22 protein-coding genes are annotated in these 23,391 nt (G+C 48.6%); 17 read left to right on the top strand and 5 right to left on the bottom strand.

Going from position 1 to position 23,391, the window contains the following annotated elements; all coding sequences use genetic code 11:
- Window positions 1-19: 19 nt before the first annotated feature.
- The 11 genes from nrdR to CWC22_RS14720 all read left to right on the top strand — a co-directional run bounded on the left by nrdR (window position 20) and on the right by CWC22_RS14720 (window position 11,389).
- Window positions 20-472 (top strand): transcriptional regulator NrdR, encoded by a 453-nt coding sequence (gene nrdR / locus CWC22_RS14770; protein WP_010382799.1) that lies wholly within the window; start codon window positions 20-22, stop codon window positions 470-472.
- On the top strand, window positions 469-1,587 hold the full coding sequence (ribD, locus tag CWC22_RS14765; RefSeq protein WP_125563549.1) for a bifunctional diaminohydroxyphosphoribosylaminopyrimidine deaminase/5-amino-6-(5-phosphoribosylamino)uracil reductase RibD: 1,119 nt from the start codon (window positions 469-471) through the stop codon (window positions 1,585-1,587). The genes nrdR and ribD overlap by 4 nt, the downstream gene beginning before the upstream one ends.
- A gap of 6 nt (window positions 1,588-1,593) precedes the next feature.
- Window positions 1,594-2,250, top strand: coding sequence for a riboflavin synthase (locus CWC22_RS14760; RefSeq protein WP_010382796.1), 657 nt, complete (start codon window positions 1,594-1,596; stop codon window positions 2,248-2,250).
- 32 nt (window positions 2,251-2,282) lie between these two features.
- Window positions 2,283-3,395, top strand: coding sequence for a bifunctional 3,4-dihydroxy-2-butanone-4-phosphate synthase/GTP cyclohydrolase II (gene ribBA, locus CWC22_RS14755; RefSeq protein WP_125563545.1), 1,113 nt, complete (start codon window positions 2,283-2,285; stop codon window positions 3,393-3,395).
- A 116-nt stretch (window positions 3,396-3,511) separates the two neighbouring features.
- Window positions 3,512-3,976: a 6,7-dimethyl-8-ribityllumazine synthase gene (gene ribE, locus CWC22_RS14750; protein WP_010382793.1), complete on the top strand. Its 465-nt coding sequence runs from the start codon at window positions 3,512-3,514 to the stop codon at window positions 3,974-3,976.
- 11 nt (window positions 3,977-3,987) lie between these two features.
- A complete protein-coding gene (gene nusB / locus CWC22_RS14745; RefSeq protein ID WP_010382792.1) occupies window positions 3,988-4,398 on the top strand; it encodes a transcription antitermination factor NusB in 411 nt (136 codons plus the stop codon).
- A gap of 44 nt (window positions 4,399-4,442) precedes the next feature.
- Window positions 4,443-5,402, top strand: coding sequence for a thiamine-phosphate kinase (thiL, locus tag CWC22_RS14740; protein WP_125563543.1), 960 nt, complete (start codon window positions 4,443-4,445; stop codon window positions 5,400-5,402).
- Between the two features lie 12 nt (window positions 5,403-5,414).
- Window positions 5,415-5,900, top strand: coding sequence for a phosphatidylglycerophosphatase A (locus CWC22_RS14735; protein WP_125563541.1), 486 nt, complete (start codon window positions 5,415-5,417; stop codon window positions 5,898-5,900).
- A 27-nt stretch (window positions 5,901-5,927) separates the two neighbouring features.
- Entirely contained in the window at window positions 5,928-9,005 is a 3,078-nt protein-coding gene (locus CWC22_RS14730) for a ligand-binding sensor domain-containing diguanylate cyclase (protein WP_138538647.1), read from the top strand.
- A 196-nt stretch (window positions 9,006-9,201) separates the two neighbouring features.
- On the top strand, window positions 9,202-9,507 hold the full coding sequence (locus CWC22_RS14725) for an H-NS family nucleoid-associated regulatory protein (RefSeq protein WP_125563537.1): 306 nt from the start codon (window positions 9,202-9,204) through the stop codon (window positions 9,505-9,507).
- Window positions 9,508-9,652: 145 nt separating this feature from the next.
- On the top strand, window positions 9,653-11,389 hold the full coding sequence (locus tag CWC22_RS14720) for a DEAD/DEAH box helicase (RefSeq protein WP_138538646.1): 1,737 nt from the start codon (window positions 9,653-9,655) through the stop codon (window positions 11,387-11,389).
- Window positions 11,390-11,428: 39 nt separating this feature from the next.
- On the opposite strand, the gene CWC22_RS14715 is transcribed toward CWC22_RS14720, so the two are convergent.
- Window positions 11,429-11,755 (bottom strand): ribonuclease E inhibitor RraB, encoded by a 327-nt coding sequence (locus tag CWC22_RS14715; protein ID WP_138538645.1) that lies wholly within the window; start codon window positions 11,753-11,755, stop codon window positions 11,429-11,431.
- A gap of 182 nt (window positions 11,756-11,937) precedes the next feature.
- On the opposite strand from CWC22_RS14715, the gene CWC22_RS14710 reads away from it, so the two are divergent.
- The 4 genes from CWC22_RS14710 to CWC22_RS14695 are packed head-to-tail and all read left to right on the top strand — an operon-like array spanning window position 11,938 to window position 19,157.
- Window positions 11,938-13,674 carry an autotransporter assembly complex protein TamA gene (locus CWC22_RS14710; protein ID WP_138538644.1) on the top strand — a complete coding sequence of 579 codons (1,737 nt, stop codon included), beginning with the start codon at window positions 11,938-11,940 and terminating at the stop codon, window positions 13,672-13,674.
- A complete protein-coding gene (locus CWC22_RS14705) occupies window positions 13,674-17,396 on the top strand; it encodes a translocation/assembly module TamB domain-containing protein (protein WP_138538643.1) in 3,723 nt (1,240 codons plus the stop codon). The genes CWC22_RS14710 and CWC22_RS14705 overlap by 1 nt, the downstream gene beginning before the upstream one ends.
- Window positions 17,396-18,334 (top strand): transporter substrate-binding domain-containing protein, encoded by a 939-nt coding sequence (locus CWC22_RS14700; RefSeq protein ID WP_164517613.1) that lies wholly within the window; start codon window positions 17,396-17,398, stop codon window positions 18,332-18,334. The genes CWC22_RS14705 and CWC22_RS14700 overlap by 1 nt, the downstream gene beginning before the upstream one ends.
- A complete protein-coding gene (locus CWC22_RS14695) occupies window positions 18,264-19,157 on the top strand; it encodes a peptidylprolyl isomerase (RefSeq protein WP_125563524.1) in 894 nt (297 codons plus the stop codon). Before CWC22_RS14700 ends, CWC22_RS14695 begins: the two co-directional genes overlap by 71 nt.
- Here the strand turns inward: CWC22_RS14695 and queF are convergent.
- Window positions 19,144-19,989: an NADPH-dependent 7-cyano-7-deazaguanine reductase QueF gene (gene queF / locus CWC22_RS14690; RefSeq protein ID WP_138538642.1), complete on the bottom strand. Its 846-nt coding sequence runs from the start codon at window positions 19,987-19,989 to the stop codon at window positions 19,144-19,146. The genes CWC22_RS14695 and queF overlap by 14 nt on opposite strands.
- Before the next feature lie 61 nt (window positions 19,990-20,050).
- Between queF and syd the strand changes: the two genes are divergently transcribed.
- On the top strand, window positions 20,051-20,596 hold the full coding sequence (gene syd / locus CWC22_RS14685; protein ID WP_125563520.1) for a SecY-interacting protein: 546 nt from the start codon (window positions 20,051-20,053) through the stop codon (window positions 20,594-20,596).
- 37 nt (window positions 20,597-20,633) lie between these two features.
- On the opposite strand, the gene CWC22_RS14680 is transcribed toward syd, so the two are convergent.
- From CWC22_RS14680 to CWC22_RS14670, 3 genes are all read right to left on the bottom strand, one after another.
- Entirely contained in the window at window positions 20,634-21,407 is a 774-nt protein-coding gene (locus CWC22_RS14680; RefSeq protein ID WP_138538641.1) for a Zn-ribbon-containing protein, read from the bottom strand.
- A 1-nt stretch (window position 21,408) separates the two neighbouring features.
- Window positions 21,409-21,684 (bottom strand): hypothetical protein, encoded by a 276-nt coding sequence (locus tag CWC22_RS14675; protein ID WP_138538640.1) that lies wholly within the window; start codon window positions 21,682-21,684, stop codon window positions 21,409-21,411.
- A 180-nt stretch (window positions 21,685-21,864) separates the two neighbouring features.
- The gene (locus CWC22_RS14670; protein WP_138538639.1) at window positions 21,865-22,092 is read right to left on the bottom strand and encodes a DUF2789 domain-containing protein; all 228 of its coding nucleotides are present in this window, start codon (window positions 22,090-22,092) and stop codon (window positions 21,865-21,867) included.
- A gap of 105 nt (window positions 22,093-22,197) precedes the next feature.
- On the opposite strand from CWC22_RS14670, the gene CWC22_RS14665 reads away from it, so the two are divergent.
- A complete protein-coding gene (locus CWC22_RS14665; protein WP_125563512.1) occupies window positions 22,198-22,854 on the top strand; it encodes a GNAT family N-acetyltransferase in 657 nt (218 codons plus the stop codon).
- The last annotated feature ends 537 nt before the right edge of the window (window positions 22,855-23,391 follow it).

Genomic DNA, 23,391 nt, shown 5'->3' with positions numbered 1-23,391 from the left:
TTTTTCATAGTGAGCTTTTATGCACTGTCCATTTTGTACGGCAAAAGAAACCAAAGTGATTGATTCACGATTAGTTGGCTCGGGCCATCAGGTCCGCAGGCGACGCGAGTGTATTTTGTGTCATGAGCGCTTTACCACCTTTGAAGGTGCAGAGCTGGTTATGCCCAGGGTCATCAAGCAAGATGGCTCCAGAGAGCCATTTAACGAAGACAAGTTACAAAATGGTTTGCATCGCGCGCTGGAGAAGCGCCCGGTGAGCACCGAGCAGATTGAAGAAGTGGTTCACCAGATCAAGTCTCAGTTACGGGCGACTGGCGAGCGGGAGGTGCCCAGTCAGCTGGTTGGTGAGTGTATTATGGAAGCATTGAAAAAACTCGACAAAGTCGCTTACGTGCGGTTTGCTTCGGTGTATCGTTGCTTTGAAGATGTGAAAGAGTTTGGCGAAGAAATTGCCCGACTGGGGGATGAATGAGTTTTACACAGGCCGATCATACCTATATGGCACGCGCCATTGAATTGGCTCAACAAGGTCGTTTTACCACCACACCCAACCCGAATGTAGGCTGCGTGATCGTTAATAATGGTGAGATTGTCGGTGAAGGGTTTCATTTGCGAGCCGGAGAGCCACATGCAGAAGTACACGCTCTGCGTGAAGCGAAAGCGCGAGCTCGGGGTGCAACAGCCTATGTGACACTTGAGCCCTGCAGCCATTACGGCCGCACTCCTCCGTGTGCAAAAGGTCTGATCGAAGCCGGAGTGAGCAAAGTCATTGCAGCCATGGTTGATCCTAACCCTGAAGTGGCTGGGCGGGGATTGGCGATGCTTAATGAGGCCGGGATAGAAACAGCCTCTGGGCTGCTGGAGCAACAGGCCCGAGCACTGAATAAGGGGTTTTTAAAGCGCATGGAATACGGCTTGCCTTTTGTTGTCTGTAAGTTAGCAGCAAGCCTGGACGGTAAAACGGCACTGGGTAATGGTGAAAGCAAATGGATCACCGGGGAAGCGGCACGACGAGATGTTCAGCTTGGCCGGGCACAAAGTTGTGCGATCTTAACTGGCGCTGACACCGTGCTGGTCGACGATGCCCGGCTTAATGTGCGCGCACAGGAGCTGGCAGACATTGAGCGCCCTGTTGAACAATGGCGGCAACCGGTTCGGGTGATTATTGACTCGCAAAATCGTCTGCACCCTGAGTTAGCTTTGTTTAAAACCCCGTCTCCTGTCGTTATTTTACGTTCAGACCTTGATAATCAACACAACTGGCCACATTTCGTAGAGCAAATTAAAATTAATAGCCATGCTGGTAAAATTGACTTGCATGCAGCGCTGAGCATGTTAGCTGAGCGTAATATCAATCAAGTCTGGCTGGAAGCCGGTGCAACACTGGCGGGTGCCATGCATCAACAAAGTTTGATTGATGAATATCTGATTTATCTGGCACCTAAGATCATCGGCACCCATGGTAAAGACTTGTTCAACAGTGCGCCGTTGGCGTCGATGAGTGAGATCACCGAACTACATATTGCAGAGGTCGTGTCGATAGGGACGGACATTCGCGTCACGGCACACAAACAACAAGGTAAGTAAGACATTATGTTTACAGGCATCATTGAAGCAACGGGCACATTGACAGAGCTAACGCTTAAACAGGGTGATCTCAGCGTGCGAGTTACCAGCACAACACTGGATATGAATGATGTGCAACTTGGCGACAGCATTGCCACCAACGGAGTGTGCCTGACCGTTGTTGAGAAGTTTGCTGACGGTTTTCGTGCCGACGTTTCAAATGAAACGCTGAAGTTAACCCGTTTCGGTGAATATCGGGTTGGACAAAAAGTGAATCTGGAAAAAGCCCTGCAACCGATCTCACGTCTTGGTGGTCATTTGGTATCTGGTCACGTCGACGGCATTGCTGAGGTGGTCGCCGTGCAGCCTAATGCACGCGCCACAGATTACTGGCTCAAAGCGCCAGCACAATTAATGAAATACATCCCCTATAAAGGCTCCGTGGCCATTGATGGCATAAGCCTGACGGTAAATGACCTGGATGGTGATAAATTCAAGTTGACGATAGTGCCACATACCGCACAGGAAACCACCATTGTCGACTTTAAGGTGGGAACCTTACTCAACCTGGAAGTGGATCAGATAGCACGTTATCTGGAAAGGTTGATCCAGGGTGAACCGGTTGCCACGCAGCAATCAACTCTCACATCTAGCTTGCTCGCCAAAGCTGGGTTTATTAAATAACTTGCCAATTACGACTTACTAACGGAAAGATTATGAGCTTAAACAGCGCACAAGAAATCATCGACGACATCAAAGCCGGTAAGATGGTCATTCTGATGGATGACGAAGACCGGGAAAATGAAGGCGATCTGATCATTGCGGCAGAGCATATTACGCCAGAAGCAATTAACTTTATGGCGACTTATGGCCGTGGCCTGATCTGTCTGACAATGACGCAGGAACGTTGCCAGCAGCTTGATTTACCGCTGATGGTTAAAAATAACGGCGCTCAGTTTTCAACCAACTTCACCATGTCGATAGAAGCTGCAAAAGGGGTGACAACCGGTATTTCAGCGGCCGATCGTGCCCGTACTGTGCAGGCGGCAGTAGCCAAAGGTGCGGTGCCTGAAGACATTGTGCAGCCAGGTCATATCTTTCCAATTATGGCACAGCCCGGTGGCGTTCTGACTCGCGCCGGTCACACTGAAGCGGGGTGCGATTTAGCCCGCTTAGCCGGTCTTGAAGCGTCTTCTGTGATTGTTGAGATCCTCAACCCGGATGGCACCATGGCGAGACGCCCTGAGCTGGAAGTCTTTGCGAAAGAGCATGACATTAAAATTGGCACCATTGCCGATTTAATCGAATATCGTAACCTTAATGAGACCACGATTGAAAAAGTCGCGCAGTGTAAATTACCGACTGAATTCGGTGAGTTTGACCTGGTTACTTACAAAGACACCATAGATAACCAGTTGCACTATGCATTACTCAAGGGCGAAGTCAGTGCGGATGAGGCAACATTAGTTCGGGTTCATTTACAGAGTACATTCAATGATACATTGCTTTCCGATCGCAGTGCCGATCGCAGCTGGACCTTGCATGGGGCAATGAAATACATCGCCGACAATGAAGGTGTGTTGGTTATTCTGGGCAAACAAGAGAAAACCGAAGATCTGGAACAGCTGGTCAAGGCCTTTGCAGCAGAAGATGCCGGAGAGAAGCCGAACTATCGCAAATTCCAGGGCACTTCCAGAACCGTCGGTGTAGGTTCACAAATCCTCGCTGATCTGGGGATCAGCAAAATGCGCCTGATGAGCTTACCGAAAAAATATCACGCCCTGTCAGGTTTCCACTTAGAAGTCGTCGATTACGTCGAACCTCAATAATTTACGAATAACAGCACGAGCGCCTGTTGGGGATTTCCCTGTAGGCGTTTCGTCTTTTTCTATGCTATTATGCGCCTCAATTTGGCAATTGCTTATACTAGATTAGGAATCATCTAATGAAAATCATCGAAGGTAATAAATACGCACCAGGCAAGAAATTTGCCATTGTCATCTCTCGTTTTAACGACTTTATCGGCAGCAGCTTGTTAGAAGGCGCGGTTGATGAGTTAAAGCGCACAGGTGGCGTAAAGGATGAAGACATCACAGTTGTGTATGTACCGGGTGCGGTAGAATTACCTTTAGCGGCAAAACGTGTTGCAATGAAGAAAGAACACGATGCCATCATTGCATTAGGTGTCATCATCCGTGGTGGTACGCCTCATTTCGACTTGGTTGCAAATGAGTCTAACAAAGGCCTGGCGAGCGTGTCTCTGGACTACGATATCCCGGTTGCCTTTGGTGTGTTAACCACCGAAAGTATTGAGCAGGCCATCGAACGTGCGGGAACCAAAATGGGCAATAAGGGTGGCGAAGCCGCGCTTGGTGCACTAGAAATGGTGAACGTGCTAGAGCAAATTTAAGAGGAATCTCAGTGAAACCAGCAGCTAGACGTAAGGCGCGTGTCCTTGCCCTTCAGGCAGTATATTCTTGGCAGCTAAGTGGCAACCCCATTGCTGATATCGAGCAGCAGATGCTGATCGAAAATGACGTTTCAAAGGTTGATGTAGAGTACTTCAAGGATCTGGCTCGTGGTGTTGCAGTGAACTGCAAGCAGCTAGATGAATTGATGACGCCGCATTTATCTCGTCCATTTGATGACCTGGATATGGTTGAAAAAGCCGTATTACGCGTCAGCATTTACGAGTTAAAGTTCCGCGAAGACGTCCCTTACAAAGTCGCCATTAACGAAGGGATTGAGCTGGCGAAAATGTTTGGTGCCGAAGACAGTCACAAATTTGTCAACGGCGTACTGGACAAAGCGGTTAAGATAATCCGCAAGTAATCTAGACCGTGAGGAGAGCCGGCATAGGCCGGCTTTTTTATTGTATGAAGGAATTTGAATTAATCAATCATTACTTCAAGGGGCGTGGTATTGCGCGTCGTGATGTAAAGGTTGGCATTGGTGATGATTGTGCCATAGTGACGGTTCCTGAAAAGCACCAACTTGCCATAACGACAGACACCTTGGTTGCCGGTGTTCATTTTTTCGAAGACATTCCACCCAGAGCCCTTGGTCATCGTGCATTGGCCGTTAACCTCAGTGATTTGGCTGCTATGGGCGCTGAGCCAACCTGGATCTCCATTGGGCTGACCTTACCCGAGGTTGATATGGACTGGCTGGAAGCGTTTACCGAAGGGATGCATGAAATTGCTGAATACTATAATGTTCAGCTGATTGGCGGTGATACGACACAGGGTCCGCTGACCATCACCATTTGTGCCAAGGGGATTATTCCTAATGATAAAGCACTGACACGCTCTGGTGCTAAAGTGGGTGACTGGATCTACGTGACCGGCGAGCTAGGTGATGCTGCGCTGGCTATCGAAGCACGTAAGCGGCAGCTGGTACTTGAGGATAAGCAAGTAAAGCGGCTTGAAGAAAAGTTGCATTTCCCGACTCCCAGAGTGGCGGCAGGGCAGGTTTTACGTGGCATGGCAACAGCCTGTATTGATATTTCAGATGGCTTACTGGCTGACTTACAGCACATCCTGAATAAGTCCGCAGTCGGGGCCATCATTAATATCGAAGATGTGCCTGTTTCACCAATTATGCAACAATTGCAACCTGAATCTTTGCGTCATGAGCTAAGTCTGGCTTATGGCGATGACTATGAGTTGTTATTTACCGTCAACGACAGCAATAAAGGGGCTGTCGAAGCACGACTGCGCCAGTATGGCGTTGAGCCTGTGTGTATCGGTCAGGTCACGGCTTCAGCGGGTAAGCTTGAGTTGTTCAATGCGGGCGAAAAGTGCCCCTTGCCGCGCAGTGGTTATCAACATTTTTAATGAGGAGCAGGTTTGAATAAGCCGTTATCATTCAACCTCAAACGCCCGCACCACTTTTTAGCTTTGGGGTTCGGTTTAGGACTGGCGCCCAAAGCGCCGGGTACTTTTGGTACCCTGGCAGCATTGCCATTTATTTTGCTGACAATGGGACAGCCCTTGTGGTTACAAGTGGCCCTGGCGGTCGTCATTAGCCTGGCTGGTTTTTGGATTTGTGGTAAAACCGCTCGGGATGTCGGGGTACATGACCATCCAGCCATTGTATGGGATGAAGTTGCCGGGTTTTATATTACCATGGTGGGTGCTGCAATCAGCTGGCAGTCTCTGTTGGTTGGCTTCTTGCTGTTTCGCTTTTTTGATATCGCAAAGCCTGGTCCCATCAGATTATTAGATAGAAAACTTCATGGTGGTCTTGGGATCATGGCGGATGACCTGCTTGCCGGGATATTTTCATTGATTTGTCTGCAAGCTTTGTTTAAAACAGGGGTCCTGGGCGGCTAATTTTTTACGGGTACGAAGAGGGAGCCTATGCGATTTATACTTCTACTGTTGCTGTGTATATTTACCACCGGCGTGAATGCGGCAATTAATGATTATGTTGTTAAACAGTGGAGTATGCAAAACGGGCTGCCGTCGCAAAGTATCAAAAGTGTTGTACAGGATCAGCAGGGTTATATCTGGCTAGGGACACAGTTCGGCTTAAGTCGCTTTGATGGCTTGCAGTTTAGCAATTATACGACCCAAAACAGCACGTTTCTCGACAGCAATGCGGTCAATAAGATTTTCGTAGACCGATTTGGCATGTTGTGGATAGGTACCCGCCGGGGTGTGACCCGTTTAAATCCACAGACGCTGGTCGCAGAGCGTTTTGACGTTCAGGGTGAAGTCAGAGATATTCTCGAAGACCACAATGGCAATATCTGGGTCGCGGCAAATGGCTTATATTACGTGTCGGCCAAACGCCTTACTCTGGCCGAAAATAACCTCGATAGTAAAAAACTCTCCCTGACGCATATCAGCCAAATCGTTGGCTCTGTAACCAAAATGACCTCTTCGCCGCAAGGGATTTGGCTGATCAATGAGCGCCATTTACTGCGGATCAGCGAATCGCAATCTATGGGTTCCAATGATATGCGACTGGAACTGTCGAGCAAAGTTTCATTACCCCGACAGTTAGCGCAGACCAATATCCATGACCTTGCCTGGATAGACGGTAAGCTTTTCCTGGCTTCTCAGTTGGGAGCATACTTTCTTGATTTCGATGAAGTGTTGCGGCGCTACGATGAGATTGGCAATAACGCGACCTATAAGTTTTTAAGCGATCAGCAAGGCGGTATGTGGGTTTCCACATACGGACGGCTGTTGTACAAAGAAAGTGGTGGTCAGTGGCAATATGTTGAGCTGGCACAGCTGGATCAGGGGATCTGGTTTACAGATATCTTCATCGACAACGACTCAAATGTGTGGATGGCCAGTATCAATGAAGGCTTGTGGTTGGCGCATGCTGGCAGAGTAGAGCGTTTCGCCGTTGGGACGCAGCGCGAGCAGGCCGTTTCTGCTATTACGCAAGACCTGCAGGGAAATGTTTGGGTTGCAACCCGTGAAGGTGTCGGTCGGTTGGATGGCAACGATAACTTTGAGCCGGTGATCAGTGCAGAGCAGCTCAAAGGGGTTGAGATCCATGATATGGAGTTTATTGGCGAACGTTTGTTTCTTGGCACCGGTCGTGGTGTGGTTATTTATGAAGATGATAAATTACTGGCTATCCCTAATCGAGAATTTCGTCAGACTCAGGTCTTTACACTGACCCCCTCCAATCAAGGTGGATTATGGCTAGGCACCGGGCGTGGTCTATATCGGCTCGATTACAGTGGACTGACACCCTTCACTTATAATGCCTTTCTTGGTAGCCAGTTTATTACCTATGTCGTCGACTTCCCTCGCTTTGGTTTTATTGGCACCGACAAAGGGGCTTATAAATATAATGAACGTGGCATCGAGAAGATAGGCGGACAGACGTCCCTTGAGTCTGCTTATGTCACCAGCATTTTACACATAGAAGGCAGCGCCACTCTGTTGGGGACCTTTTATGATGGCCTTTATTATAGAAGCCAGGATGGAGACTGGCATCAGCTGGATGCTTCTCACGGACTACCTTATGGCCCGATTCTGTCATTGCATTTCGATAAAACCCAGGAGCTCGTTTGGGTGAGTACCATGAAAGGGGTGTATCGGATGCCGGTGGCACAGTTTAGTGAAGCTGTGCAGAACCTGCAGGTTGAACAGGTGATCAACCCCTTTGACAGGCAACTGGATGGGGTGCCGAGCCAATGTTGTACCGGGCTTGGGCATGATGCTGTGGTTGAGCAGGATGATTATCTTCTCTATCCCAGCCTGCAAGGCATAGTGCGGATCCCGAAAAAGGTGCAATTGTTTAGTGCTGCTGAATTGGCACCCAAATTTGAGAGTATCTCTACGGCATACAGAAACCTGACACCAGACAGACTTGAGGGCCCGGTTGAACTCGACACCAGCGAGCGTGATTTGACGATTCGCTACACGGCTATCGATTTTTATGCACCGCAAAGTATCGAGTTTCGCTATAAACTGGAAGGACATGATGCCCTGTGGCGTGATGCACAGTCACGTCGCGAAGCCATATATACGAATTTACCGCCAGGCGATTTCACCTTCTTATTACAGGTGAAGCGCCGTGGTCAGGACTGGCAACAGGCACATAATCTGTCGCTGAATTTGCAATTGCCTCAGCGGTTTGATGAAACGGTGTTTTTCCGTTTGATTATCACCTGTGGTTTCATGTTTTTGTTCTATCTGGTGTTCTGGGTGTTCCGTACTCAGGAGCGACGTAAACAGGCTGCACTGGAAGCGCTGGTTGCTGAGCGTACGACCGAACTGAGAAAAGCCAACGACAAATTGAATCAGGTGAATACGCAACTGAAACTGGTGAGCCACTCAGATGAGCTGACAGGGCTTCGCAGTCGTCGCTTCTTATTTGATCAGCTTCCTAAGGACATTGAGCACTATCAGCGCAATGCACAGTCATTGCGTCAGCAGGATAAGAGCCTGGTGCTGATGATCTTAAACATAGATAGTTTCAGTAAAATCAACGATGCCTATGGTCCAATTGGCGGAGATAGCTGTTTGCAGCAGCTTGCAACCTTGCTCAATACCCGTACGCAGGGCTCAGATTATGTGGCGCGTTGGAGCGGCGATGAGTTTCTGCTGCTTTTGCGAGATTTTAAATGTTCTGAGGTTGAGCGATATGTCAGTGAGTTATGTAAAGCAATTGCCCAATTCGACTTTAAGCTACCCAATGGTAAGTCACTAAACCTGAGTGTCTCTGTGGGATGGTCTTTTTATCCACTGCCCTTGCTGGGAGGACAGGTGATCGGCTGGGAGGCCTCGGTTAACCTGGCTGATATCGCATTACATGAAGTAAAACAGCGCGGTGGAGATGGCGCTGCGACCATTACTTTTGATGAACAACTGGATGCTTTTGAGTTTGAGCAAAGTCAAAATGTGGAATCTCAACTCCAGTTGCTGCAGTCGAATGGTCTGGCAGAAGTAAAAGTGTGGATGCGTTAGCCTGGGTTGCTATGCTGTCTTTGTGCCTAAGAGTGGAAAATGTTCTGGCGCTGTGTCTAATATTGAGTAATTATCAACAGGCATTATAAATTTAATCACTTTTAATTTGAAATGAGATAAATATAATATACTCTCTATATATCGAGCTTAATTAACTTAGAAAATTCTAAATTCAACAATCTATGAGAGTAATCCAATGCGTGAAATAAGATCTTTTATAAAGACTGCAAGTTACAGTGATTTGAATAAAGCGCTGGAGCTGATCCAAGCTGCTATTGATGAGCAAGCAAAACAGGAAGAAGCCAAAAAAGAAGTTTTGGCACTGATTAAAGAAAAAGGATTGTCTTTAGAAGATTTTGCTTCGGAAAGTGCGACAGATAAGCGTAGCAAGGTTCGTCCAAAATACCGAATTGAAAAAGACGGTGAAGTATTTGAATGGACTGGTCGCGGTAAAACACCAAAGGCGTTTGTTGGCGTTAATTTAGAAGATCACAAAATCTAATTGTGAGCGTCTAAGGCCAGTCACGGTATTTCAAAGGTGACTGGCTTACTACTATTTAAGTGGACAAGTATTCTGTTCACTCTCATATCCTGCCTTATTCCACCTTTGTCTTTTTCCTAATTCGTTAATATTCTCAGGTGTTCCTATTTACACGTTAAGACCTTATCAAGAAGAAGCTGTCGCTAATACCATTGCGCATTTTAGAAAGTCCGATGACAGTGCGGTTATTGTGTTACCAACAGGAGCAGGTAAAAGCCTGGTGATTGCACAGTTAGCCCGATTGGCGAAACACAAAATTCTGGTGATGACACACGTGAAAGAGCTGGTTGAGCAAAACGCCCAGAAATATCAAAGCTATGGTTTAAACGCGAGTATTTACTCAGCGGGTTTAAAACAAAAAGAGACGCTTCATCAGGTAACGTTTGCCAGTGTTCAATCTCTGGCTCGGAATTTAGAAGCGATAGACACTTTTTATTCTTTGCTGATTATCGATGAGTGTCATCGCGTCAGCGGTGAGGAAGACAGTCAGTATATGGCGGTGATTGAACGCTTGCGACAATTTAACCCAGCTCTAAAGCTTTTAGGGCTGACTGCAACGCCTTATCGGTTAGGCAGTGGCTGGGTGTATCGAAATCACTATCATGGCTTTGTTCGGGGCAGTGAAAATAGCCCTTTCCACCGTTGTATTTATGAATTACCACTGCGTTATATGATCAAGCATGGTTATCTCACTCCACCTAATAAACTCGATCCGGCAGTAGAAAATTATGATTTCTCCGCGCTGAATAGCAATGCGTTTGGTCGTTACAGTGAAGCGGATATGAATCAGCTGTTGCAGAGTAATACACGGGCCACCAAAAGCATTATTAATCACGTCGTATCATTGAGTAAAGAGCGTCATGGGGTGATGATATTTGCTGCGACCGTATTACATGCTAAAGAGATCATAGGTTATTTACCGACAGAGCAAACCGCTTTGGTGATTGGTGATACGGATAACCGGGAGCGGGATGACATTATTGCTGCTTTTAAACGTCGAGAAATAAAGTATTTGGTGAATGTGTCTGTATTAACTACGGGGTTTGATGCACCTCATGTCGACGTCATTGCGATCTTAAGGCCCACCGAGTCTGTCAGTTTATATCAGCAAATTGTGGGCAGAGGTCTGCGCCTCAGTGAGGGCAAAAAAGACTGTCTGGTGATTGATTATGCAGCCAATGAATTTGATTTGTTCCATCCTGAAGTCGGCAGTAAGAAACCGAACTCAGACAATGAACCTGTTCAGGTGTTGTGCCCTGGCTGTGGTTTCGGCAATGTTTTCTGGGGTAAATATGATGAACAGGGGCGAGTTATAGAGCATTTTGGCAGACGTTGCCAGGGGTTGTTGCAGGATGATGAAGGCAACGAGCAACAATGTGACTATCGTTTTAAGTTCAAGGAGTGTGACAGTTGTGGCGCTGAGAACGATATCGCTGCCCGTCAGTGTCATAGTTGTGGGGTGATGCTGGCAGATCCCGATGACAAGCTGCGCGCGGCGTTGAACTTAAAAAACGCCATGGTGATACGTTGTAGCGGATTAAGTGGTGAAGTGATTAAGGCGCAAGTGCTGAAAATCACTTATTTCGACGAAGACGGAGCCAGCGTCAGTGAAGTGTTTGATTTTGCAAACCCTAAAAGTCGACATTATTTTGTTCGCCAGTTTGAAAAGCACTGTCGGACTGGCGTTAACGTGAAGGCATGGACAGAGGCAGCACAGGTGGATGCAACTGTGTTATCGGCACCGGATTTTGTGATTGCGCGACAACATAAAAAGTATGGCTGGCAGGTGAGCGAGAAGATTTTTGATTATCAGGGCAGTTATCGCACCGCGGATAAGAGCTAAGCTGGGCTTGCTGTTATCCGCGACTAAAACACGCGAGCATTACTCTGCGAGGATCCCCCAGCCATCACCGTAGCCTTCGTGGCTGTTCGCGATAGACTCCAGGTATTGTTCGGTTTGGTTTAAAAGCTGGTGATCTGGCACCATAGTCACAGACGTCACAACTTCCCACACGCCAGTATCCGGGCAGGTATCCAGCTTAGTTTTGGGTGCCAACTCATCAGCAGATATGGCACTCATAAAGCGTTCTGCGTCGGCTTTTTGTTCAAACAAGATAAAAAAATCGATGCTGTGCATCTGGGTGAGATCTACACCGGCTGCAGCAATTTCAGACAGAAGCTGGCCGTTGTCATCATCAGGGAATTGCATAATCGTACTCAAGTTAAAATAGCTGGCGATATTGTCCGCTATCCAACACAAAATAAAAAGCACTGACCACAAAAATTTGTATGCATGCGCATAAAAATAACACAGTAATGAGCCTAACCACGCCATGTCAGCGTCAACTTGCTGTGGTATTATAATGCCATTGTGATTTATAGGGTTATTTAGTGCGTTTATCTGCGTTTAGTACCGTTCTTGTTGTGCTACTTTTTTCATTTCATTCCTTGGCTATAGCGTCGTCTGGTATCTCAGAGTTTACCATCCACAGTGCCCCTGACAGCGCTGAGTTGACTGATGAAGCAAGGGACAATGTCATACGGTTTATGGCTTCGTATGTGGGTAAACCTTTTACGCCGCGCAGAACTAAGCTTATAAATAAAGATGTTACTAAGGCATTGCAGGCACTTGGATATTATCGCCATACGCTCTCTGTGGTATTTGACCCTCAGACTCGCGGTGTCGCATTACATCTGGATCCCGGGACACCCTTGTCCTGGCACAAAGTCGAGATCTCCCTCCAGGGGGTTGAAGATGAAACCCTACGCAGCCGTTTAATCGCGGGTGCAATCCAGGCGGGCGAGCAAGTCAGACATGATCAGTATGAAGCCACCAAAGCGCGAATAGAAAGCTTGCTGCTGGAGCTGGGCTATTTTGATTTTCAATGGCAGAAAAAGCAGCTGACGGTAGAGCCTGAGTTGCAGCAGGTTTCTGCTACCTTAGTCCTTTCAGCTGGTCCCCGCTATCGCTTTGGTGCGCTGCGTTTGTCATCTGAGTCAAAAGCAATAGACTTTGCCAGAGCGCTGAGCCCGTTTCAGCCTGGTGAGTTGTATGCTGCGGATAAATTGTCTGAGTACAATCTGACATTAAATGAAACCCCCTATTTTCAAAGTGTTCGGGTATATCCTTTGCTTAAAGCCAGGCAAGAGGGGGAGGTCCCTATCCGTGTTGAGCTGGTCGATAAACCCGCCAACAGCTATGAAGTTGGTGGGGGATATAGCACTGAGTTGGGGGCAAAAGCGCGCTTTAAATGGAGTAAGCCCTGGATCACTGACGGGGGACATTCGATGACCTCAGATCTCAATGTGTCTCAGCGTCAGCAGGATATCAGTGCGGCTTACACTATCCCGATGAGTGACCCCAATAGCGATGTATTTCGCGTTCTTGGTGGTTATCAGTTACAAGATGATCTGACCGAAGGGGTGGATACCAAAACCTGGAATATCCAGGTTCAGCGTCAATGGCTGACATCCGGCAACTGGGTGCGCACTGCGTTTTTAAAACGTGAACATGAAACCAGTGAACAAGATGGTGAGGTACTTAAGACTGAAATGCTGATCCCGGGGGTTAGCTATGCGAAAAAGCAAACGCTGGGTGGAATGTTGCCTTACTGGGGGAATGAGCGACTGATCTCGGTCGAGCTGGCCAGTGACTCCGTGATCTCTTCAACGTCTTTACTCAAAGTTCGCTGGAGAAACGCCTGGTTGCGAAACCTGGAACAGCGGCACTTTTTTTTGACGCGTCTTGAAGTCGGTGCGATTGTGGCAGATGACATTGCGGCTGTACCTTTTAATATGCGCTTTTTCGCCGGTGGCGATCAGAGCGTACGAGGGTTCGCCTATCAGTCGGTTGCTCCTCGAGATGAGGATGGTAAGTTGCTGGGGGGCAAATACCTGGCGACCGCCAGTGCTGAGTACAATTATCAGTTATTGCCTAACTGGCGTGTAGCGCTGTTTGTTGATAGCGGTACGGCGACGGATGATTTTAAAGAGAAATGGGCATTGGGAGCCGGCTTCGGGCTGCGTTATCTGACACCAGTTGGGCCAATCCGGCTGGACCACGCCTGGGGGCTGAGTAAAGACAGCAAAAGTACCCGTTTAAGTATTGTGATTGGACCGGAGATGTAATGGGATTGAAAACCTGGCTGCGCCGTATTAGCTATGCTGTCCTTGGTGTATGTGTGACCGCATTTTGCCTGCTATTTACCTTACCCGGTCACAAGTTCGTTATCTGGGTGGCCAACCACAGTGTCTCCGGTTTACAGATCAGCTCGCCGCAGGCACGTTTGTTGTCTAATGCTGTACTGGATATCCGGTTTGAAAACGAACAGCTTGTTTTTGACGCGCGTCAGCTAAGTCTGTCGCTTGAATGGTTTAGCTGTGCAACCCTGTGCCTCTCTGGCCGTGCCGACGAGGTGACGTTGCATCTGACTGAGCAAGGGAATGCTCAGCCTGGCACTACAGGCACTGAGCCAGCGTCTGGGCTAGCTTCTGTGACCGTGCCTTTCTCAGTTGCCATCGAGCAATTGACACTGGACGTTGCAGATATCAAAGCAGCGGGATATCAGATAGATCTTAATGAACTGATGCTGACTGCGCGCATTGATGAGCAGGTTATGCAGGTTGGTCAGTTTGCACTGCGCAGCATACAAGTCACACAAACTGAAGCGCCAGCACCTGCCGCGCCTTTCGTTATACCGACAGAGATACCAGCGCTATCCTTGCCAGCCATACGCCTTCCAATGGCCGTTGATCTTGAACAACTGTCTATAGGTGAGCTTGTTTATCAATCTTACGGGGGCGATACTCAGGTACTGAATCAGTTAGCATTAAGCGCAGGTGCTCAGCAGTCCGAATTATCGATAAAGCGCTTGTCGATGGCTTATCTCGCACATCAGCTGGTAGCCACAGCGCAGGCTGACCTGAGCAGCTGGGCTGTATCGGGTACGCTTGACTATCAGCATCCGGATTATCAAAGTGCGGCCTCATTTAAAGGTGATTTGCAGCAACTTGAACTGGTTGCGGATACGACAGGTCTGGTGCAAGGCAAAGTCGTATTAAGTGTGACTCCAGCAGTTCCAAACTGGCCGTTTTCACTGGATGTTCAGGCTGGGCAATTTGCGTTTGATGCTGATAACACGCTGCAGCAGCTGATGCTAAGTGCTTCGGGGACAGCGGATGACTATCAGTTTACAGCGAATGCCAATGTGGTGCTGAGCGAACAGCTGGCCGTGCCGGATAATCAGCTCACTGTGAAACTGGCTGCCAATGGAGGCCTGACAGCATTGACGCTGGAAGAAGCTCAGGTAGCACTGGGAGAAGCGTATACGCAACTGAATGCTCAGGTGAGCTGGCAAGAAGGGCTTCGCAGTCAGTTACAGGGGGAGCTATACAGGCTGCCTTTAGGCGCCTGGCTTGAACTGGATGAGACTGAGCTGTCGGGCGCTTATCAGCTCGAGTTTACTCGGCAGGATCAGCACTGGCTGGCACAGGTCGATGAACTCACACTTTCTGGCAAGCTGGCTGCACTGCCTCTAAAAGTGATGGTCCGAGGCGAAGTAAATAGTAACTTACATGGTGAGATCCAGGCTGCTCAGCTTAGTTATGGGCAAAGTCAGGTTATGTTGTCAGGCAAAGCCGATAAACAACTGGACTTGCAAGGTGAGCTGACCCTGGCCCATGAACGAAATACGCTTTTGCCTGTGGATGCGCACCTGTCAGGGCTGTTTACGGCGACCGGACCGATTGATATGCCAAAGCTCACATTGAACAGCCAGCTCGACAAACTGGTCTATGAGGACACTGCGCTTGACGGCGGTACACTGGCACTGACGGTGGATATAGCCAAAAATTGGTTGACGGATTTGCGTGTCTCTTTGCCGGCTGTGACGCAGGGTGAGTTACCCGAAACGGCACTTAGTGTGATGGTGCAGGGTGATCAAAGTCAGCATCAGCTGAGGGTGCAAGTTAACAATAGCGGCGGCAGTGCCGAGTTGGCCCTGAGTGGGCAGTATGCTCAGCAAGCCTGGGCAGGTCAACTTGATACTGGCCTGTTACGCATAAACAATAGCGAACTGGCGTTGGTGGCACCTGCGCCTATTCGGGCTAAAGACGGGCAAGTGGAGATAGGGCGTCAATGCTGGACACTGGCACCCGGTCAGCTTTGCTTCGCGGCGCAGCAGGGGGCTCAGGGCCAAGCCAGCGTAGAGTTGCAGCAACTAGACCTGGCACATTTTAATCCGTTACTTAGTAACGTGGCGCAGCTACAAGGCTTATTATCGGGTCATGCAAAGGCAAACTGGTCACAAGGTCAGTTACAGGCGTTGGATGGGCAGCTGGATATGTCTGACGCTCAGGTTATTCTACATGGCGCTGTTGCTGAGCAGCTCGATGATGGTGAGGACAGCGTTGCGCCGATCTTACCTCTTGAAATAGAACGCTTTTCACTGACACTCAACAGTGATGCACAACAAGCCAAAACGGCCTGGCAACTGGCGCTCAAAAAGTTAGGTCATTTCAATGGCGAGCTGGCGATGCCATTACAGGCAGAGACACGTTCCATGCGCGGTTTTGTCAACATCGCAGGCATAGAGCTTGATAAGTTTAAGCCTTTGCTCCGCCGTCTGTTGTGGCCCGATCTGGAACTGGCTGGCACTATCGCTGGTCAGATAGGCATCGATGGTGCACTGTCTCAGCCCCAGCTGAATGGGCAGCTCAGAGTCACGGATGTTCAACTAAAAGCCAGTGAAATTCCGATGGCCATCAGCGATTTAGACCTTGATATACAATTGAGTGGCCAGCAGGCTCTGCTCCATGGTGAGCTACACACGTTGCCCCGAGGTCAGCTTACATTCACCGGCGAGATCGATTGGCATGCCGCTATGGCGGCGAAATTGCGGCTCAATGGCGAGCGCCTGACACTGATGCCACAGCCAGGTATCGAACTGGATATTTCGCCCGATTTGTCACTGAGCTACAACGGCCAGTATGCTGAGTTATTGGGATCGGTCAGTGTCCCTTATGGACGTATCGAGATAGAAGAACTGCCAGAAGGGGTTGTTACTGTGAGTGACGATCAGGTCATCATTGATGGCGCTAATCCCAGTGCCAGTGAGTCTGCTCAGATAGTGGATTATCGGCTCGACCTGGATGTCAGTTTGCTTGATGATGTCAGAGTCAAAGCGATGGGGCTGGATGCTTATCTGGCAGGTGAGTTATCGCTGGAAAAACAACTCGCTTCAGCCATGCTGGCCAGCGGCGAGATTAATCTGCGAGAAGGACAATATAAGGCATTTGGTCAGGATTTGAGCATAGAGACTGGTCAGCTGGGCTTTAATGGCCCATTGGATAAGCCTTATATCAATGTGCGTGCGATACGCAACCCAGATACCACAGCCAATGGCGTGATTGCCGGTGTTGAAGTGAAAGGCAGCATTCGCAGCCCGGAGCTGGTGATTTACTCAGAGCCCGCGATGGATCAGGCACAGGCGCTGGCTTATTTGCTCAATGGGCAGCCATTGGGTGAGGGGGAAAGTAATAACAATACCATGCTGGCACAGTTTTTATTGTCGCAGAGTATCGATCGCAGTAAGGGTTATTTCGCCAAAGCGGGAGAGACGATAGGGGTGAAGGATGTGAATTTGACCGCCAAAGGCAGCGGAGACGATACTCAGGTTGAAGTATCTGGCTATCTGACGCCCAGTGTACAGGTGAGTTACCGGGTCGGGGTATTTGCATCGCTCAGCGAAGTGGCAGTGCGGTATCGTATTTTTTCAAAGTTTTATATTGAAGCCACCAGCGGTTTATATAAGAGTATTGATCTGCTGTATAAGTTTGACTGGGACGAATGATGCGCCGTTTTTTGTTGCTACTGATGCTCTGTATCTCCGGCTCTGCCACGGCCTCTCGTGCTATTGGGCCGCTTGAGATACGTGTCACTGCGGGCGCCAACCCTTATGTGACTGAGTTACTGGCATTGGCACTATCTTATCAACCCAGACCTGTGACATTTAAGCCAATTGTCGGGATCCCGACACAGAGTCGGGCATTGCGTTTGCTCGGTAAACCATCGGGCATTGATGTGTTTTGGTCTGTGACCAGTAAGGCGCGTGAGCAGCAGGCCCTGGCTGTGCGTATCCCACTGGTTAAAGGTTTGCTGGGCTATCGTGTGTTGTTCATTGCTGCCAGCCGAGCGGCGGACTTTGTGGATATTAAGCATTGGGGGCAGTTGCAGCCTTTGTTGTTTGGGCTGCGTCATGACTGGCCTGACAGAGCAGTGTTCGAACGCAACGGGTTACAGGTGGTGGCCTTCCACGATACCGAAAAGGCCATGACTATGCTCAGTAACAAACGCCTGGATGTCGTGCCGCTAGATATTCTGGCTGCCAATGACTTTCCTTCACGCACTGATATTATGGTGCAACCCAGTCTATTAATTAGTTATCCCTCAGCAGTTTATCTGTTTGTCGATAAAGCCAATATTCAGCTTCGTGATTTGCTGCAAGCAGGCCTTGAGCAAGCGATTGCGGATGGCTGTTTTGAGCAGCTATTTCGTCGCCATTTCGCGGATCAGCTAACACAACTCGATTTGGCTGGGCGCACTCACCTACGCTTGCCGAATCCAACCTTGTCTGCCGAGACACCTTTGTCGCGCAGCGAATTGTGGTATCAACCAGGAACATATAATGACAATAATAATACGCAAAATAACATCAAGGATGAGCACAGCAGCGCTGTTGCTCCTCGCACTCACTGCCTGTCAGGCAACCGACAAACTGGCACAAACTGATAGTGTTAATGTACCTCAGACGACACCAGCCCCTGCAGAGATCATCGCACAGGCAGGCGATGCGGATTGGCGGTCAGTACCATTGGAGCACATCCTTAAGATCACTTTGCCAACGGGGCCCGTTTATGTCGAACTAAACCCGCAGCTGGCGCCAGGCCATGTGGAAAATATTAAAGCGCTGGCGCGAGAGGACTTTTACCGTGACTTGACTATGTATCGCTTTGTTGAAGGTTTTGTCGCACAGGGCGGAGATCAGAGCGACGAGAAACACCCACTCAAGGGGTCAAAAACTATTCCGGCTGAGCTTTTCCTGGCAACCGCAGAGCCTCAGGAGATCACTCCCTTAAACCTGGTCGATGGTTATGCACCACGGACCGGGTTTTTAAATGGGTTTGCCGTAGCACAGAACGACAAAGGGACACGTACCTGGCAGACCCATTGTCCGGGTACTTTTGCGATGGCGCGGCAAAATAGCGCTGATAGCGGGGGCAGTGAATTCTATTTCACATTAACAGCACAACGGTATCTGGATTTAAATACCACGGTTTTTGGCCGAGTGTTAGCTGGTATGGAACATGTGCAACGATTGCACAGACAACCTGAAGAAAACCAGCCTTTTAACCCTATTCTTGGCGTTGAGGTATTGGCGGATATTCAGCGTACCGACAAGCAACGTTTTCGGGTGTTCAATACCCATAGTCACGCATTTCGGGCTTTGATTGAAGCGCGCAAGAATCGCCCTGAAGCCTGGTTTTTACACCAGGCCAATCACACCGATGTTTGCGCGGTCAGTGTGCCGATTGAAGCGTTTACTGACGATTGATCCGGACATTAAAGGTGGTCTGATTTTGTTCGCTGGAACGGAACGGATTGATGTCCAGGCCACCACGACGCGTATAACGTGCATACACTTCCAGCTTGGCGGGGTTGAGCGCGCGCAGCAGATCGCAGTAGATGCGCTCTACACACTGTTCATGAAATTCATTGTGGTCACGAAATGAGATCAGGTAACGTAGCAATGATTCACGACAGATTTTCGCCCCTTCATAGCGGATAACAATACTTGCCCAGTCTGGCTGAGAGGTGATCAGGCAGTTAGACTTTAACAAGTGGCTGTGCAGGGTTTCACTCACTTGCTGGTCGTTTTCCTGAGTTAATAAGCCATCGCGCGGGCTGTAATCATCCACAGTAATGTCTAGTTCATCAATGCACTCTCCAGGCAGGGCTGAAAATGGCAGGCAGTTGTGGTCGTCAGGGCCGTACAAGGTCACTGTAACATCGCACTGGGCCGCTTTGGAGAGATCCTGCTGTAATGTGTCACGTACCGCCTCAAAGCTGGCGAATTGACTCTGATTGAAGCTGTTCAGATAAAGTTTAAATGACTTAGACTCGATAATATGACTGCTCTGGCAAGGGAACACAAACCGGGCGATGGCCACCTGGGGTTTACCTTTTGTATTCAGCCAGGACAGCTCATAACCATGCCAGATATCTTCACCAAAAAATAGCAATGCCTGCTCATCAACGGCTATCTGATCACGATTAAGCTTGCGCGCGATAGGGTGAAGCAAGCTTGGCTCGTACTGACTGGCGTATTCGGTGGTTTTACCCAGCACAGAGGCTTTTAACTCCGGGGCGTTATTGTAGTCTGTCATGTTGATCCATTAGTAGTTACAATGGCTCCGATTATAGCGAATAATGAGCGAAAATAGCAGTATGAGCGTGAGCACTTTGATCCTCGAACTTCATGATAAATTTGCCAACTCGGTACAGCAGACCCACGGTCACTGGCCATTGATCGAGCATGATGCACAATGGCCCAGCCCGTGTGAAACCGGTGAGCCAAGAGGCGATGGCCTGATTGCCTGGCAAGCCGTGTCCAGAAATCCGGGCGGTGATTTGACTGCACTGGCCAGTGCGCTGGAAACTCAGTTTAGCCCTGAGTTAAATGCGTTTTATGGCACAGCGTATGGTGGCAATATTGTGGCTACGCTGGATGGAGAAGAGGTTGAACTGCTGCAGGCCTGGAATGAAGAAGATTTCGAGCGCTTGCAACAGAATATCACCGGGCATGTGTTAATGAAGCGTCGCCTGAAGCAAGCTGATACCGTTTTTATTGGTTTGACTGCGCAGGAAGATGTCTTAATTACAGTGCAACTCAGTACGGGGGAAGTATGTCTTGAACGCGTGGGTAAGGCGCCACATACAGTGCTGGCGCCCAGTCTGAGTGCGTTTCTGGCTCAGCTGATCTCGCAGTTTTAAGCTATATCAGGAGGTGGCGAGGCCACCTCTTACGTCTTTACTGGAAATCCCAGGAAATATTGGAAACCAGTTCACAGGCATCACATTTGAAATCGAAAATGCCAAACCAGGGCTCATCTAATGCCCACTGTGCACCGCAGCTCGGACACAAGCGTGCTTTTTCCTGTGCCAGGCTTTCACCCCCAACCCGGTACAAGTAATAATAAACCGGCTTTTTGGTGAGATAACGGATCCGTTTACTGAGATCCAGGCCCCGACGGGTGAGATCGCTATCCAGGCTGGTCAATTCATTGAGAGCGGCAAACTCGCAGCGTGTTGCACCATTAATCTGGATCTGATCACAGGCCTGCCAGTCTTCTTGCCATTTTATTAGTGCTTTATAATCGCCATTGGCGATGGCCGGGATCTTATACAGAGGCACTGGCTGAAAATCATCACCACAATACAACGGACTACAGGTGTGCACATAGGTTGTATAGAGAATATAGCTGGACGGAGACTGGCACTGATCAGCGCCATTGGCATGAATATCCTGACCTATCACTTTGACTTTAGGTGCTAACAATCCCGCCTGCTGAAGTTGATCAATGGCGTGCTTAACGAATGGGCTGTGATGCAGAGGATGCAGTGCATCTTCAAGTGGACACATTACCCGAGTGATAAAAAAGCCTTCTTTCAAAACGGTGGGAAATTCATCGCCAATGATTTGGCCGTTGAAACGCAGCGCGTTAACCACTCGGTTGATAGCCTGCTCTGCTTGCTCAAGCGTAGTGTCCTGATAACAGTCAAAAGTGAGATCAACAACGAACATCTTAACGAGACTCCAGCAGAGCGAGTAATTTATCCAGTTTCGCCTCAATGCGATCTAACTGTGTCTGCGCGTTATCCTGTGCTGCTGGTTGTGCGTTCTGCGTTGGTTGATCGTCCAGTGTTGACAGCAGATCTGGATTATTTTTATAAGCCGTCAAACCCGCAATGATCAAGGGCATTGCAACGGGCTCGGCCAGTTTGGCTTTGGTGGTGGCAACGGTGGGGGTTTTGCCTTGCGCAACGAGTGCGGCAATTGCGTTCAAAACTGCGGGGTGCATAAAGCGGCCTCTGGAAATTAAAACTCAGCGCATTGTATCACCTAAGCTGCCAATACATCACCAGTAAAAAGGTGCAGCTCGTGTTTGTGAGATGACATATAGCGCTTTTCAATGTCACATGTGTTTAGCACTGCACATGCAGGGTAATGCTCCGGTTATCGCCAGTGTGGCCAGCTTTGTTCAACGTAATCTTGCATCCAGCTCATCGATTATTTCACTCCAGTCAGCATCTTCTCTGAGTGACTCTTCAATGAAGTGCTTTTGTCCTTCGTTCCAAAACGGGGCTTCTGCCAAAAGCATATCGCTGGGCAGTGTGTGCTGATTAAAAAATGCCTTGATGCCAGCATCACTGTTGTCTAATCCAAGCTGAGCGAATAAGTTTTTTAGGTTATGTGCACTGGTGTCCATATGCCCTCTGGTTGTTTAAAAAGTACGCTATAACTATAGTAGATTTACAACACCGACCAAGAAAAAATCGTCGGATAATCACAACAAAAAACACAAGGACTTACCATGACAAACTCGACAACCAGTGCGCAGCTAACCATTAAACATTTATCCCCGGAAGACAGCAGAGTGGCGGCCAGCTTGCTATACAGAGCCTACCATGATGACAAGTTATTCAAAGATGTACTGGGTGGTGCGGATGAACAAACCTATGAATCTCGGCTCCGTGCTTTGATCCGTGAGGAGTTATCCTGTTTCGGCCAGTCCGCTCAACCTTTAATCGGTCTTTACCAGGAAGAAGACTTACTGGCGATTGCCTGTGTATTTGAAGCTCAGACAGAGCTACAAGCATCGCGACGTTGGGACTGGCGTTTGCGATTAATGATGAGCGCTGGATATTTACAAACTCAGCAATTAATAGACAAAGAGAAAACCATACGTGAAGCATTGGCAGATTGCGGGCACTATTATTTTCTCTCGTTTATTGCCGTAGAGCCACACTATCAGGGTCAAGGATTGGGTCATCATTTACTGGATGCATTGGACGAATTAGTTAAAGAAAATCCGTTGGCCAGTGGTCTCGGGGTATTTGTGTCTGAAGCCGAGCAGAACTTCTTTTTTAGTCAGCATGGCTATGAAAAACTTCAGGTTTTAACCTTCAAATCAGTACAGGGTGAACTGCTGTTTAAAAGTCGAACCGCCATTATGGAAAAAAGCCTGTGAGACTTTTCTCACATGAATGTAGGTCAAGGCGTTTTAGTATCAGTGTTTTAACCCTCTGCAATAAGTTAAGTTGTTGAAATTTATTGTTTTTGTGAATGTTTCAAGAAGATGACGAAAAAAAGTGTGAGAAAAAGCGCCTTTTCCATTATTCAGGATTGCGTAAACTTAATCGTGTTCAAGGACGGAAGGACATCAGTGCCAGGAAAGGGTGAAGTGGATAGAGTCAGGATGACTCAGGAAACATCAGGATGATGTTTAACAGCGGAAGTCAGGAGCGCTTAGGATAAGCGAAGTGGATAGAGTCAGGATGATTCAGGAAACATCAGGATGATGTTTAACAGCGGAAGTCAGGAGCGCTTAGGATAAGCGAAGTGGATGGAGTCAGGATGATTCAGGAAACATCAGGATGATGTTTAACAGCGGAAGTCAGGAGCGCTTAGGATAAGCGAAGTGGATAGAGTCAGGATGACTCAGGAAACATCAGGATGATGTTTAACAGCGGAAGTCAGGAGCGCTTAGAATAAGCGAAGTGGACAG

This window comes from Pseudoalteromonas rubra (assembly GCF_005886805.2).
Classification (GTDB): Bacteria; Pseudomonadota; Gammaproteobacteria; order Enterobacterales; family Alteromonadaceae; genus Pseudoalteromonas; species Pseudoalteromonas rubra_D.
Note: the sequence above shows the minus strand (reverse complement) of the source record. Positions and strands in the feature narration are given on the sequence as shown.

Coding starts and splice junctions, on each gene's coding strand:
- nrdR (WP_010382799.1), top strand. CDS start 20: ATGCACTGTCCATTTTGTACGGCAAAAGAAACCAAAGTGATTGATTCA.
- ribD (WP_125563549.1), top strand. CDS start 469: ATGAGTTTTACACAGGCCGATCATACCTATATGGCACGCGCCATTGAA.
- CWC22_RS14760 (WP_010382796.1), top strand. CDS start 1,594: ATGTTTACAGGCATCATTGAAGCAACGGGCACATTGACAGAGCTAACG.
- ribBA (WP_125563545.1), top strand. CDS start 2,283: ATGAGCTTAAACAGCGCACAAGAAATCATCGACGACATCAAAGCCGGT.
- ribE (WP_010382793.1), top strand. CDS start 3,512: ATGAAAATCATCGAAGGTAATAAATACGCACCAGGCAAGAAATTTGCC.
- thiL (WP_125563543.1), top strand. CDS start 4,443: ATGAAGGAATTTGAATTAATCAATCATTACTTCAAGGGGCGTGGTATT.
- CWC22_RS14730 (WP_138538647.1), top strand. CDS start 5,928: ATGCGATTTATACTTCTACTGTTGCTGTGTATATTTACCACCGGCGTG.
- CWC22_RS14725 (WP_125563537.1), top strand. CDS start 9,202: ATGCGTGAAATAAGATCTTTTATAAAGACTGCAAGTTACAGTGATTTG.
- CWC22_RS14715 (WP_138538645.1), bottom strand. CDS start 11,755: ATGCAATTCCCTGATGATGACAACGGCCAGCTTCTGTCTGAAATTGCT.
- CWC22_RS14705 (WP_138538643.1), top strand. CDS start 13,674: ATGGGATTGAAAACCTGGCTGCGCCGTATTAGCTATGCTGTCCTTGGT.
- CWC22_RS14700 (WP_164517613.1), top strand. CDS start 17,396: ATGCGCCGTTTTTTGTTGCTACTGATGCTCTGTATCTCCGGCTCTGCC.
- CWC22_RS14695 (WP_125563524.1), top strand. CDS start 18,264: ATGAGCACAGCAGCGCTGTTGCTCCTCGCACTCACTGCCTGTCAGGCA.
- queF (WP_138538642.1), bottom strand. CDS start 19,989: ATGACAGACTACAATAACGCCCCGGAGTTAAAAGCCTCTGTGCTGGGT.
- syd (WP_125563520.1), top strand. CDS start 20,051: ATGAGCGTGAGCACTTTGATCCTCGAACTTCATGATAAATTTGCCAAC.
- CWC22_RS14680 (WP_138538641.1), bottom strand. CDS start 21,407: ATGTTCGTTGTTGATCTCACTTTTGACTGTTATCAGGACACTACGCTT.
- CWC22_RS14675 (WP_138538640.1), bottom strand. CDS start 21,684: ATGCACCCCGCAGTTTTGAACGCAATTGCCGCACTCGTTGCGCAAGGC.
- CWC22_RS14670 (WP_138538639.1), bottom strand. CDS start 22,092: ATGGACACCAGTGCACATAACCTAAAAAACTTATTCGCTCAGCTTGGA.
- CWC22_RS14665 (WP_125563512.1), top strand. CDS start 22,198: ATGACAAACTCGACAACCAGTGCGCAGCTAACCATTAAACATTTATCC.